Origin of the sequence: Micromonospora sp. WMMC273, assembly GCF_027460285.1 — a bacterium.
Taxonomy (GTDB): domain Bacteria; phylum Actinomycetota; class Actinomycetes; order Mycobacteriales; family Micromonosporaceae; genus Micromonospora; species Micromonospora aurantiaca.
Genome location: NZ_JAPZBE010000001.1, coordinates 5,623,482 through 5,636,381, shown reverse-complemented (window position 1 = coordinate 5,636,381; position 12,900 = coordinate 5,623,482). Strand labels below are relative to the sequence as shown.

Sequence of the window (12,900 nt, the reverse complement as noted above, 5' to 3'; positions counted from 1 at the left end):
GGGCGCTCCCGTGCCGGGTTCTGGTTCTACAGCGGATTGACCGGCGGCGTCGTGGGCGGCGTTGGGGCGGCCGGCGTGGGCGTGCCGGCCGGGCCGGGCTCCCGGCGCTTCCACGCGCTGACGCCCAGCCGGCCGGTGTTGCCGAGGTCGATCGGCCCGTCCAGGGCGACCGGGTACGCCGGCCGGCCGGCCACCGGCGCGACGTCGAGTTCGGTGCCGTCCGTCGCCACCACTGTCGGGTCGGTGACCAGGTTCCGCCAGATCAACGCCGCGCCGGCCCGCTCGCCGGGGGCCAGCACGATCCGGGTGGGCGGGTGGTCGAAGCCGGAGGTGATCGGCTTGGCACCCGGGATGATCCGCACCTCGATCGGGTCGCCGTCGGCGTCCCGGAGCGTGACCGCCGGATAGCCACGCAGCTCGTACGGCTGGTCGCCGCAGTTGAGCAGGTCCAGGCCCATCGCCCGCAGCCCCATCGCGGCGCTCACGCCCAGCTCGGTGATCGCGATGCCCTCGGGGGAGCAGGTGGCGGCGGGTGCCGGCCCGGCCGTGGAGGCGCCCGGTCGCGGCGGCACCGTGGTCAGCGGGTCGACACCGGTGAGGGGCGGGTCGGGCAGCCGCCCGTCGGCGGGCCCCTGCGCCGGGGCGCAGGCGGTCAGCAGCGCCATGCCGGTGAGGGCGCCGATCAGGCGCGCCGGTCTCCGCATCCGGCGATCATGCCACTCCGTCGCGCTCGGCGATGACCGCGTCGAGCAGGCCCGGGTAGACGCGGTCCAGTTCCTCGCGGCGCAGCCGAACGTAGCGGGTGGTGCCGGCGACCCGGGTGCGGGTCAGGCCGGCCTCCCGCAGCACCTTGAGGTGGTGGCTTCGGGTCGCCTTGGAGACACCGAACTCGAACGAGCCGCAGGCGTGTTCTCCGCCCGGCGCGAGCGCGCGCACGATCTGCAGCCGGACGTCGTCGGCCAGCGCCGCCAGGACGGCGGTGACGGGCACCTCGCGCAGCTCGGGTTCGTGCAGCTCCATGTGACAACGATAACCCATGTTCGACAATCGTCGAACAAGTTCCTAGAGTCGGGGCGTTGGTTCGACGGTACTCGAACATAGGAGCTGCGATGCGATCCCGTCACGCCACCCTCCCGATCTTCGCCGTGGTCAGCTGGGGCGTCATGTTCCCCGTGCTCGCCAGCGCGCTCACCCGCGTCGACGCCCTCAACCTGACCACCGTCCGGTACGTGCTCGCCACCGCCGTGCTGCTCGCCCTGCTGCTGGCCCGCGAGGGCGTGGCCGCCCTGTCCACCCAGCGGCGCGGGCTCGAGGTGGTGCTCCTCGGCGCGCTCGGCTTCGCCGGGTTCAACACGCTGACGAATCTCGCCCTCGGCCACGCCGCGCCGCAGCAGATCGCGCTGTTCGCGGCCACCGTGCCGCTGGTCACCCAGTTCGTCCGCTGGGCGCGCGACGGCGTCCGCCCACGTCCGGTACTGCTCGGCATCTCGCTCGTCGCCCTGGCCGGCGTCGGCCTGGTTATCACCCGCGGCCGGCTCGACGGGCTGGGCCAGTTCGGCTGGGGCGGTCTGCTCATGATCGGTGCCGTGTTCGGCTGGGCGTTCTACACCCACGGCGCGAGCCGGTTCCCCGAGTGGTCCGCGCTGCGCTACACCACGCTGACCGCCGTCGCCGGCATGATCGCCATGATCGGCGCCAGCGCCGTCGCCGACCTCACCGGGCTCCAGCACGCGCCGTCCACCGCCGACCTCGTCGCCGTCGCTCCGCAGCTCGCGTACGCGGTGCTGGTCGCCGCCGTCCTCGCGGTGCTGGCGTGGAACACCGGCGTGCGGCGGCTCGGCCCGGCGAATGCCGCGCTGTTCATGAACCTGGTGCCGGTGGCCACGTTCGCGGTGCAGATCGTGCGCGGATACCGGCCGGTCGCGGTGGAGCTGGTGGGCGCCGGGCTGACCATCGCCGCCCTGGTGGCCGCGAACCTCGTCACCCGTACCCCCTCGGCAGCGGCGACCGCGACGGTGCCGGCACCGGTCGCGGTGGTGGACCGGCCCGCGGTGGTGGACCCGGTCGCGGTGGTCGGACGCTGAGCCGGCCCACAGCGTGGGATCCCGAGGTGGCGCGGCCGTGAGCAGCGCATAGACTCGGCGGCACAACTGAATACCTCATCCAGAGGGGCTGAGGGATACGGCCCGACGACGCCCCGGCAACCACCCGCACGCTCGACGACGAGCGACAGCGGGCAGGTGCCAATTCCGTCCCCGCCGCACCCGGCGATGCGGGGAAAGATGAGAGGAACTCCTCGACATGACGTCGACGCTTCCCGTCGCCACCGGTATCGACACCACCCTCAGCCCGGCCCGCGCCCTGGTCTGCCGCGCCTGTTCGGCGCGCTACCCGCTGGCCGCCCAGCACGCCTGTTACGAGTGCTTCGGGCCGCTGGAGGTCGACTACGACACCGCCGCGCTCGCCACCGTCACCCGGGAGCAGATCGAGGCCGGTCCGGCGAACATCTGGCGGTACGCGGCACTGCTGCCCGCCGGTCAGGACCCGGCCACCCGGGTCACGCTCGACCCGGGGCTGACCCCGCTGGTCGCCGCCCCGAACCTCGCCGCCGAGCTGGGGCTCACCGCGCCGCTCTGGGTCAAGGACGACAGCGCGAACCCCACCCACTCGTTCAAGGACCGGGTCGTCTCGGTGGCGCTCACCGCCGCCCAGGCGCTCGGCTTCACCCGCTACGCCTGCGCCTCCACCGGCAACCTCGCCAACTCGGTCGCCGCGCACGCGGCCCGGGCCGGCGTGCCGTCGGTCGTCTTCATCCCCGGTGACCTGGAGCAGGGCAAGGTCGTCACCACCGCGGTGTACGGCGGCGACCTGGTCGCCATCGACGGCTCGTACGACGACGTGAACCGGCTCTGCGGCGAACTGGTGGAGACCGACGAGTTCGAGGACACCGCGTTCGTCAACGTCAACGTGCGGCCCTACTACGCCGAGGGCTCCAAGACGCTCGGCTACGAGGTGGCCGAGCAGCTCGGCTGGCGGATCCCGGCCCAGGTGGTCATCCCGATGGCCAGTGGCGAGCTGCTCACCAAGATCGACAAGGCGTTCACCGAGCTGGTAGAAATCGGGCTGGTCGAGGCGCCGGCCGGTGGCTGGAAGGTGTTCGGCGCGCAGTCGGCCGGCTGCAACCCGATCGCCACCGCGCTGCACGGCGACACCGACACGATCACGCCGGTCAAGCCGGTCGGCATCGCCAAGTCGCTGAACATCGGCGACCCGGCCGCCGGGCTGTACGCGCTGGAAGCGGTGCGCCGTACCGGCGGCTGGATGGACTACGCCGACGACGACGAGATCCGCGCTGGCATCCGGCTGCTCGCCCGTACCACAGGGGTGTTCGCCGAGACGGCCGGCGGCGTGACCGTCGCCGTGCTGCGCAAGCTGGTCGAGTCGGGCCGGCTCGACCCGTCCGCCGAGACTGTCGTCTTCAACACCGGCGAGGGCCTGAAGACGCTCGACGCGGTGGCCGCCCAGGTCGGCCCCACCCACCGCATCAAGCCCAGCCTGCGCGCCGCCCGCGACGCCGGCCTCCTCGCCTGACGGTCCCTTCTCCCGCCACCCCGGCCGTGCCGGGATGGCCGGGTGGGGGAGGTGGGGCTCGCCCGGGTGGGGGATCGGGTGAGACCGGTGGGTAACCGGTGATGTGCGGTGAGTGCCAGAAAACCACCCTCAAGGACTTGACGGCAGGAACCGGACGGCGCAAGATGCTTCGTGCGGGAGGGCATCCGCCGGAGACTTTTCAAGTTCTTGCGACCCAACGCCGGAGGCGTTGTGCGGACGTCCCTCCCGACCAACGTTCGAAGGGGCCGGCGGAAAACCGCTGGCCCCTTCGCTGTGTCCGGCGCACCCTCGGTGGCATGACGCTCACCGTGACGCCGCTGGATCCCACCGACCGGCAGACGCTCGACGCGGTGTACCGGATCGCCTGCGCCGCCCAGGCCGTCGACGAACCGGACCTTCCGCCGACCTGCCGCCGCCGTTTCGAGGCGCTGCTGTCGCACCCGATGCCCGGCATCGAGGGACGCTGGCTCGTCGCCCGCCTGGACGGGCTGCCGGTCGGCTGGCTCCGGCTGCACCTGCACACGATCGAGAACACCGAGAACGCCACCGTCGAACTGACCGTCGACCCGGCGTATCGGCGGCGCGGCATCGGACGCGCGCTGCACGAGCACGGCGTCCGGCTGCTCCGCGAGCGCGGCGGCAAACGCCTGGTCGGCTCGACCGCCGCCGCGCTGCCCGGCGAGGAGGACCGGGTCTTCCCCGGCGCCGCGTTCGCCGCCGCCCTGGGCGCCGAGCCGGCGCTGGCCGACGTCCGCCGCCGGCTCGACGTGACCGGGCTCGACCGTGACCGGCTCGCCGCGCTGCTGGCCGAGGCCCGCGCCGCGGCCACCGGCTACCGGCTGGTGCGGTGGCGCGAGCACGCGCCCGACGAGTACGTCGCGGACGCCGCCTACCTGGAGGGCCGGCTGCTGCTCGACGCGCCCATGGGCGAGCTGGACTGGGAGCCGGAGCGGATGGACGCGGCGCGGGTGCGGGACGCGGAACGGGCGCTGGACGCCCGGGGCGTACGCCGCTACAACACCGGTGCGGTGCACGAGGCGACCGGCCGCCTGGTCGGCTGGACCCAGCTCAGCCTTGACGCGAGCAGCACCGACCACGCCTGGCAGCAGATCACCCTGGTCGACCCCGATCACCGCGGCCACCGGCTCGGCCTGCTCTGCAAGGCGGAGAACCTGGCGTACGCGCTGGCGCACGAACCGGCGTTGCGGGCCGTCGACACCTGGAACGCGGCGGCGAACCGGCACATGATCGCGATCAACGAGCGGCTCGGGTTCCGCCCAGCCGCCGGTTCCGTCGACTGGCAGTTGACGATCTGAGTTGTGACACGCCCCTACTGATCTGGTGCCTTTCTGTTGCATGATGGCGGGCATGACGGAGACCCCGCACCCCCTGTACGACAGGCACCGCGAGACCCTCGACCGGGCGCTGACCGCCATCGCGGAGCGCGGGTACTGGTCGGCCTACCCCGAGTCGCCCAGCCCCCGGGTGTACGGCGAGACCGCCGCCGCCGACGGCAGGGCCGCCTTCGAGGCGTACCTGGGCGGCGACTTCCCGCTCGACCAGGCCGGTGACGGCACCACAGTGGCGACCGAGGCCAGCCCGTTCGGAGTGGCGCTGGACGTGCGCTACCCGCACGCGGGCGCCGACCAGCTGGTGTCCGCCGCGAGCGCGGCGCTGCCCGCCTGGCGCGACGCCGGACCGCAGGCCCGCGCCGGTGTCTGCCTGGAGATCCTGGACCGGCTGCACCGCAACGTGTTCGAGCTGGCGAACGCGGTGCAGTTCACCAGCGGCCAGGCGTTCGTGATGGCGTTCCAGGCCGGTGGCGCGCACGCGCTGGACCGGGCGCTGGAGGCGATCGCCTACGCGTACGCGGAGATGACCCGTCACCCGGGGACCGCCGGCTGGGAGAAGGCCGCAGGCAAGGGCGACCCGTTGCGGATGACCAAGACGTTCCACGTGGTGCCGCGCGGGGTCGCGCTGGTCATCGGCTGCAACACGTTCCCGACCTGGAACTCGTACCCCGGTCTGTTCGCCTCGCTGGCCACCGGCAACCCGGTGGTGGTGAAGCCGCACCCGCGCGCGGTGCTGCCGCTGGCGATCACCGTCAAGTACGCCCGCCAGGTGCTCGCCGAGGCCGGCTTCGACCCGAACCTGGTGCAGCTCGCCCCCGAGACCGACGGCGAGAAGCTCGCCACCACGCTGGCCCTGCACCCGGCCGTCAAGATCGTCGACTTCACCGGCTCCACCGAGTACGGCGACTGGCTGGAGGCGAACGCCCGGCAGGCCGCCGTCTACACCGAGAAGGCCGGCCTGAACACGGTGGTGATCGACTCCACCGACGACTTCGCCGGGCTCTGCCGCAACCTCGGCTTCACGCTGACCCTGTACAGCGGCCAGATGTGCACCACCTCGCAGAACCTGCTGGTCCCGCGCGACGGCATCTCCACCGACCAGGGGCACAAGAGCTTCGACGAGGTGGCCGCCGGGATCGCCGGCGCGGTCGCGAAGCTGACCGCCGACCCGGCCCGGGGCGTCGAGCTGACCGGCGCGATCGTCAACGACGGCGTGCTGGAGCGGCTGGAGGAGGTCACCAAGGTCGGCGAGCCGGTGCTGGAGTCGCGCACCGTCGAGCACCCGTCGTTCCCCGGCGCGGTGGTGCGTACGCCGACCGTGGTGAAGCTCGACGCGTCCGACACCGCCACCTACTCGCGGGAGTGGTTCGGGCCGATCTCGTTCGCCATCGCCACCGACTCGACCGAGCACAGCCTGCGCATCCTGCGCGAGACGGTGGGGGAGAAGGGCGCGCTGACCGCGGGCGTCTACTCCACCGACGAGGCGGTGCTGGACGCGGCCGAGGCCGCGGCGGTCGACGCCGGGGTGCACCTGTCCTGCAACCTGACCGGCGGGGTTTTCGTCAACCAGTCGGCCGCGTTCTCCGACTTCCACGGCTCCGGCGCGAACGCGGCGGCCAACTCGGCGCTGACCGACGGCGCGTACGTGGCAAACCGGTTCCGCATCGTGCAGAGCCGCCGGCACGCCTGAGTCACCGCCTTCGGGTGCGTCGGTCGTCGCGGTGACGACCGACGCGCCCGGCGGCGTTCTCAGGCCGGGCGGCGCATCTGGAGTTCGTACAGGCCGGTGATCCGGGGGTGCGGCACCCGTACCCCGGTGTCCACGAAGCCCAGCTTCTGATAGGCCCGATAGGCGCGGTCGTTGCCGACCACCACCTCCATCATCAGTTCGGGCCGCCCGCAGGCGCGCGACCAGGCCGCCACCTCGTCGACGAGCGCCGCCAGCAGGCCGGTACCCCGCAGCGCCGGGGTCACGTAGACCGCGTAGACGAGCGTCAGGCCCGGTTCGTCCGGCGCCGCGACGCCGCCGGCGTGGCCGACCAGACGGCCACCCGGATCGGCCACGAACTGCGCGTTGTGGTCGCCCCGGGAGACGGCCGCGACCCGGGCCGCGAACTCCGTGTGCGGCAGGGCGGCGGCCTCGGCCACGGTCTCCAGGAACGCCAGCGGAGAGTCGGCCAGCATCTCCAACCGGAGCGCCCGCATCCGGGCGGCGTCGGTCGGCCGGACCCGGTGGACGATGGTCGTGGTGCGCACGCTGGTCATGCCGCATGCATACCGGACGACCCGACGCGCGTGTGCGACCGGGCTGTTCCACGCCCGGAATATGCCCGATTTGTGGTCGTGCGCCGTCGTCACGCCTCGTGTAGCGTGCGATTTCGGTCACCGAATTCAGCATTACCGATCGCTGGGCCCGGTGCGCCGCCGGTGCCGGTCCGCCGGTCCCCGGGTCTTGGAACGCCGCGCAGAGTGAGGAAGTGCACCGTGGCACAGGGCACCGTGAAGTGGTTCAACGCCGAAAAGGGCTACGGCTTCATCGCCGTCGACGGCGGGCAGGACGTCTTCGTCCACTTCTCCGCGATCGAGATGGACGGCTACAAGGCGCTCGACGACGGCCAGCGCGTCGAGTTCGAGATCGCGCAGGGGCAGAAGGGCCCGCAGGCCGAGCGGGTCCGCGTCATCGCCTGATCTGCGGCGGGCGGTGCTCCGTGACCGGGCCCCGGACCGGGGGGCTGCGTCGCGGCCGGCCACCATGGAAGATCATGAGCCGTTCCAGCCGTAGTCGCTGAGGAGGGCCCATGTCCGATCTGCCCCCGTCGGGTTCCACCGAGCCGGTGCCGCCGGCGTCGTCCGGCCCTCCGGCCGACCCGACCGCGCCCCCACCGCCGGCCGCCGCGCCGGGACCGCCGGGGACGCCCGCCTCCGGCCCGCCCGGCGCCGACCCGTGGGCCGGTCAGACCGGCCACGCCCCGATCGTTCCGGAGGACGGCAGCCCGCAGCCCGGCGCCCCGAACCCGGCCGGCCAACCCGGCTGGGGTACCCCGCCCGGCTGGACCGCGCCGGGCGCTACGCCGCAGAACTGGAACGCCCCGGGCACCCCGCCACACGGCTGGAACGCGCCGCCCGGCACGCCCCCCACCGGCTGGGGCCCTCCCGCGTACCCGGGCCATCCCATGCCCGGCGCGGCGTACCCGGTGCCCGGTGCCGCGTACCCGATGCAGGCCGGTCCCGGCGCGTACGCCGGCTGGTTCCCCGGCCTCGACCCGCAGGATCCGCTCGTCAACCCGCCGCACGCGGGCATCGGTCCCTGGTTCGCCCGCTGCACCGCCGCGTTGCGGCGCGGCTGGCGGCAGTTGCTGCCGATCGTGCTGCTCACCCAGGTGCTCCCGGCTTCGGTGATCAGCGTCCTCACGCTCGTCTTCAGCCCCGAGGGCGAGCTGGCGACAGCGCCGGACGGCGCGCCGGTGCTGCCGGCCGGCTTCTGGGGGCAGATGTTCGCCTTCTACGGCGTGCTCCTGTCCGCCGGGCTGGTCTTCGGGCTGCTCCAGGCGATGGGCTGGGCCGCCGGCACCTGGGTGGTCACCCGCCAGGCGGCCGGCGAGCCGGTCGAACTCGGCGCCGCCTTCCGGTACGGGCTGCGCCGCGCTCTCGGCCTGTGGGGCTGGACGCTCCTCGTCTCGCTCCTGGTCGTGCTCGGCAGTTGCTTCTGCCTGCTGCCCGGCCTGTACGCCGCGTTCGCGCTGGCCCTGTTCGGCCCGGTCTACCTGTTCGAGCGGCGGGAGCCGATCGGGCGCGCGTGGCGGATGTTCCACAGCCGGTTCGGCATGGTGCTGGGCCGGGTCGCGCTGGTGATCGCGGTGCTCTTCGCGGCGACGGTGCTCGACGCCGTGGTGGGCGGGATCAGTGGGGCGGCGTTCGGCGTCACGCCGATGAACGCCGTCGGCACCGCGATCGGGGCCGTGGTGCTCGCCGTGTTCGGTGCCCTGCTCGCCGCCCCGGCCTACCTGGCGCAGCAGGTCGGGCTGGTCGTCACGTACGCCGAACAGCGGGCTCACGAAGGCCCGGTGAACGCGGCTCGGCTGGCGGCGGAACTCGGCTGAGCGGGGCTGTCGTGCTTGCACTCGGCTAGGGAGAGTGCTAAACAAGTCATTGGCACTCGCGTACGGTGAGTGCCAGAAGGTCGGGGCGGTAGGGCCACGGTCGCACCGGTGTCCGAAGGGGTGCCGGAGCGGTACGAGGCCGGTCGTCGCGGGCTGTCCGGCCCGACCGAGGAGACGTCGTCGTCGCCAGGTGGCGACGTCCCCAAGGTGCGTACACCAGACGGCCCATCCGGGCATCCCGGGTGGCCCGTGAGTGTCCAGGAGGACAACGCCGTATGGCCAAGATGATCGCGTTCGACGAAGAGGCGCGCCGCGGCCTCGAGCGGGGCATGAACCAGCTCGCCGACGCCGTGAAGGTGACCCTCGGCCCCAAGGGCCGCAACGTCGTGCTCGAGAAGAAGTGGGGTGCCCCCACCATCACCAACGATGGTGTGAGCATCGCCAAGGAGATCGAGCTCGAGGACCCGTACGAGAAGATCGGCGCCGAGCTGGTCAAGGAGGTCGCGAAGAAGACCGACGACGTCGCCGGTGACGGCACGACGACGGCGACCGTCCTGGCCCAGGCCCTGGTCCGTGAGGGTCTGCGCAACGTGGCCGCCGGCGCCAACCCGATGGCCCTGAAGCGGGGCATCGAGGCGGCCGTGGCCAACGTCTCGGAGGAGCTGCTCAAGCTCGCCAAGGACGTGGAGACCAAGGAGCAGATCGCCTCCACCGCCTCCATCTCTGCCGCCGACCCCAGCGTCGGCGAGATCATCGCCGAGGCGATGGACAAGGTGGGCAAGGAAGGTGTCATCACCGTCGAGGAGAGCAACACCTTCGGCCTGGAGCTCGAGCTCACCGAGGGCATGCGCTTCGACAAGGGCTACATCTCCGCCTACTTCATGACCGACCCGGAGCGTATGGAGGCCGTCTTCGACGACCCGTACATCCTGATCGTCAACAGCAAGATCTCGTCGGTGAAGGACCTGCTCCCGATCCTGGAGAAGGTCATGCAGTCGGGCAAGCCGCTGCTGATCATCGCCGAGGACCTGGAGGGCGAGGCCCTGGCCACCCTGGTGGTCAACAAGGTCCGTGGCACCTTCAAGTCGGTCGCCGTCAAGGCGCCGGGCTTCGGTGACCGCCGCAAGGCCATGCTGACCGACATCGCCATCCTCACCGGTGGTCAGGTCATCAGCGAGGAGGTCGGCCTCAAGCTGGACGCGACCGGCCTCGAGATGCTGGGCCGCGCCCGCAAGGTCGTGGTGACCAAGGACGAGACCACCATCGTCGACGGTGCCGGTGACGCCGAGCAGATCCAGGGCCGGGTGAACCAGATCCGGGCCGAGATCGACAAGAGCGACTCCGACTACGACCGGGAGAAGCTGCAGGAGCGTCTGGCCAAGCTGGCCGGCGGTGTTGCGGTGATCAAGGTCGGCGCGGCCACCGAGGTCGAGCTGAAGGAGCGCAAGCACCGCATCGAGGACGCCGTCCGCAACGCGAAGGCCGCCGTCGAGGAGGGCATCGTCCCGGGTGGTGGCGTCGCGCTGGTGCAGGCCGGCAAGACCGCCTTCGACAAGCTGGACCTGGCCGGCGACGAGGCGACCGGCGCGCAGATCGTCAAGATCGCGCTGGACGCCCCGCTGCGGCAGATCGCCGTCAACGCCGGCATGGAGGGTGGCGTCGTCGTCGAGCGCGTCCGCAACCTCGACCCGGGCCACGGCCTCAACGCCGCGACCGGCGAGTACGTGGACCTGCTGGCCGCGGGCATCATCGACCCGGCCAAGGTGACGCGTTCCGCGCTGCAGAACGCCGCTTCGATCGCCGCGCTGTTCCTCACCACCGAGGCCGTCGTCGCGGACAAGCCGGAGAAGACCCCGGCCGCCCCGGCCGGCCCGGGTGGCGGGGAGATGGACTTCTGAGTCCAGCTCCATCCAGTACGCCGAAGGGGGCGGGCCGCGTCAGCGGTCCGCCCCCTTTCCGCGTACCCGGCTCAGGTGGGCAGCGGGCGCTGGTTGCGCCGCTTGTGCGCCCTGTCGTACGGCGGCGGCAACCGCCTCGGCTCGTCCACCGGCTGCCGTGTCTCCTCCACCGGTGGCCCGTCGCCGCCGGTCAGCTCGGCGAGCTGCTCGGCGTCACCGACGTCGAGCCGGTCGAACGGAAGCTGGCCGGGAAGCTCGTCGGACGGGCGCCGGCCCGCCGCCGGGTCCTCGGCCCGTTCGTCATTCGTGGTCATGCACCGCCTCCTCTGCTCCGACCGTAGAGCCCGGTCGATGGCGAAGGAGGCCGAATGGCGCTATTGACGTCTATGCCCCTTTGACGGCTTTCCGGTACAGGAAGAACACCCGCTCGATCCGGGCACCCGCCGCGTTCGAGTAGAACGGCACCGGCCCCACCCAGCCGATCTGCGCCGCCGTGATCCCGGCGGCCGCCTGGTCACGCAGGCACCGGCGCAGCAGCACGCCGCCGATCCCGGAGCCCTCCGCCGCCGGTGCGGTGCCCATCGGCCCGAACCAGCTCGGCCGCGCCGACCCGTAGGCGGCGAACCCGAGGATCTCGCCGTCCCGCTCGGCCAGGTGCACACCCGCGTCCGGCCGCCCCACCGAACCGGCCAGCTCACCGTCCCAGGTGCCGCCGAACGTGGACCTGGCGAACGCGGCGAGCGCCGGCAGGTCGTCGGGGCCGGCCCGGCGTACCGTCACGCCCCGCCCGGCCAGCCGCTGCTCGGCGGCCTCGGTGGGACGCAGCGCCGCCGACCCGTCGGCCAGCTCGGCGGTCATGTTCCAGGCGGTACGGTCCTGCCGGTAACCCAGCCGCTGCGCGGCGCAGACCGCCGGGGTGTAGCGCACGTCGATGCCGGGCCAGGCGTAGTGCGGCGGGTTGCCGGCGAGCAGCACCTCGGCCGCGCCGAGCGCGCCGAGCCGGCTCTCCGCCTCGGTCAGCAGCGCCCCGCCGACGCCCTGGCGGCGTTCCGCAGGCGCGACCGCGACCAGGTCGACGTGGCCGAGGCGCGGATCGGCCGCCGACAGCGACCCGATCAGTACGCCGACCAGCGCGCCGTCGCGTACCGCGCCGAGCACCACGACCGGCCGGTGCGCCGCCGCCCGCCGGGTCAGAGTGTCCACGATGCCCGGCGCCTCGGCCGCGTCCTCGGACAGGTCGAGCGCGCGCCCGCACAGGTCGACAACCGCAGGCGACGGCTCGGGCGGCAGATCGGTGATCTCCACGTTCATGGCTGCCGACGGTAGCGCCCTCCGCCGGACGACGGGTGTCGGGCCCGGTCTCTAGGCTGCGCCCGTGAGCATGAACGGGAATTGGATCCGGGTGAGGCCCGACGAGTTGGCGCGGGCCAGAGCGGATCACGACTGGGCCTACGAGTTCGCGCAGGCGGCGGCCGATGCCGAAGACGTGCGGCACGCCGGCACGGGCAAGGCCTGGCAGGCACTGCAGTTCCTGCTGGAGCGGCGCGGCGTCACGGTGCCGCTGGTCACCGGCGGCGAGCTGCTCGTCGCGCTGCCCGACGCCCCGCCGGAGGGCATGGACTGGGCGGAGTTCCTCGAGCCGTACGACTGGGGCTACGGCCCGCCGGCCTACCTGACGCCGGAGCAGGTGGCCGAGGCGGCGACCGCGCTGGCCGGGATCACCGAGGAGGACCTGTTGTGGGGCGTCGACCCGGCCGAGCTGACCGCTGCGGACATCTATCCGCTGATCTGGGACCGCGACGGTGAGCTGGACTGGGTGGCCCACCACCTGCCGTACGCCCGGGACTACTTCGCCGCAGCGGCGAAGGCGGGCGACGCGGTCATCTGCTGGCTCGACTGACCGGCGGGGCGTCGCGGTGGCCGGTGGTACGGCGGTGA

General features: G+C 72.8%; 13 protein-coding genes and 1 riboswitch. Of the genes, 8 read left to right on the top strand and 5 right to left on the bottom strand.

The features are described 5' to 3' along the window. Positions 1-26 precede the first annotated feature (26 nt). The gene (locus O7611_RS26190; RefSeq protein ID WP_269697736.1) at positions 27-704 is read right to left on the bottom strand and encodes a DUF4232 domain-containing protein; all 678 of its coding nucleotides are present in this window, start codon (positions 702-704) and stop codon (positions 27-29) included. 7 nt (positions 705-711) lie between these two features. Beyond that, a complete protein-coding gene (locus O7611_RS26185) occupies positions 712-1,020 on the bottom strand; it encodes an ArsR/SmtB family transcription factor (protein WP_135242255.1) in 309 nt (102 codons plus the stop codon). A gap of 89 nt (positions 1,021-1,109) precedes the next feature. On the opposite strand from O7611_RS26185, the gene O7611_RS26180 reads away from it, so the two are divergent. The 4 genes from O7611_RS26180 (at position 1,110) to paaN (ending at position 6,654) form a co-directional block, all read left to right on the top strand. Next, positions 1,110-2,084, top strand: coding sequence for a DMT family transporter (locus tag O7611_RS26180; RefSeq protein ID WP_194801863.1), 975 nt, complete (start codon positions 1,110-1,112; stop codon positions 2,082-2,084). A gap of 72 nt (positions 2,085-2,156) precedes the next feature. Further along, positions 2,157-2,289, top strand: a riboswitch (SAM riboswitch). A 12-nt stretch (positions 2,290-2,301) separates the two neighbouring features. Beyond that, positions 2,302-3,591 carry a threonine synthase gene (gene thrC, locus O7611_RS26175; RefSeq protein WP_194801862.1) on the top strand — a complete coding sequence of 430 codons (1,290 nt, stop codon included), beginning with the start codon at positions 2,302-2,304 and terminating at the stop codon, positions 3,589-3,591. 317 nt (positions 3,592-3,908) lie between these two features. Then, on the top strand, positions 3,909-4,928 hold the full coding sequence (locus O7611_RS26170; protein WP_194801861.1) for a GNAT family N-acetyltransferase: 1,020 nt from the start codon (positions 3,909-3,911) through the stop codon (positions 4,926-4,928). Positions 4,929-4,980: 52 nt separating this feature from the next. Beyond that, positions 4,981-6,654, top strand: coding sequence for a phenylacetic acid degradation protein PaaN (gene paaN / locus O7611_RS26165; RefSeq protein WP_269697735.1), 1,674 nt, complete (start codon positions 4,981-4,983; stop codon positions 6,652-6,654). 59 nt (positions 6,655-6,713) lie between these two features. Here paaN and O7611_RS26160 read toward each other — a convergent pair whose 3' ends face one another. Next, positions 6,714-7,229, bottom strand: coding sequence for a GNAT family N-acetyltransferase (locus tag O7611_RS26160; RefSeq protein WP_194801859.1), 516 nt, complete (start codon positions 7,227-7,229; stop codon positions 6,714-6,716). 219 nt (positions 7,230-7,448) lie between these two features. On the opposite strand from O7611_RS26160, the gene O7611_RS26155 reads away from it, so the two are divergent. The 3 genes from O7611_RS26155 to groL all read left to right on the top strand — a co-directional run bounded on the left by O7611_RS26155 (position 7,449) and on the right by groL (position 10,962). Continuing rightward, positions 7,449-7,652: a cold-shock protein gene (locus tag O7611_RS26155; RefSeq protein WP_013288855.1), complete on the top strand. Its 204-nt coding sequence runs from the start codon at positions 7,449-7,451 to the stop codon at positions 7,650-7,652. Between the two features lie 110 nt (positions 7,653-7,762). Next, complete coding sequence (locus O7611_RS26150; RefSeq protein ID WP_269697734.1) at positions 7,763-9,064, top strand: hypothetical protein; 1,302 nt, start codon at positions 7,763-7,765, stop codon at positions 9,062-9,064. A 275-nt stretch (positions 9,065-9,339) separates the two neighbouring features. Further along, entirely contained in the window at positions 9,340-10,962 is a 1,623-nt protein-coding gene (gene groL, locus O7611_RS26145) for a chaperonin GroEL (protein ID WP_018787968.1), read from the top strand. A 71-nt stretch (positions 10,963-11,033) separates the two neighbouring features. On the opposite strand, the gene O7611_RS26140 is transcribed toward groL, so the two are convergent. Both O7611_RS26140 and O7611_RS26135 read right to left on the bottom strand, forming a co-directional pair. Then, a complete protein-coding gene (locus O7611_RS26140) occupies positions 11,034-11,276 on the bottom strand; it encodes a hypothetical protein (RefSeq protein WP_194801857.1) in 243 nt (80 codons plus the stop codon). A 70-nt stretch (positions 11,277-11,346) separates the two neighbouring features. Further along, complete coding sequence (locus O7611_RS26135; RefSeq protein WP_194801856.1) at positions 11,347-12,273, bottom strand: GNAT family N-acetyltransferase; 927 nt, start codon at positions 12,271-12,273, stop codon at positions 11,347-11,349. A gap of 70 nt (positions 12,274-12,343) precedes the next feature. Between O7611_RS26135 and O7611_RS26130 the strand changes: the two genes are divergently transcribed. Then, positions 12,344-12,862, top strand: a complete 519-nt coding sequence (locus O7611_RS26130; protein WP_194802003.1) for a YfbM family protein — start codon at positions 12,344-12,346, stop codon at positions 12,860-12,862. Positions 12,863-12,900 lie beyond the last annotated feature (38 nt).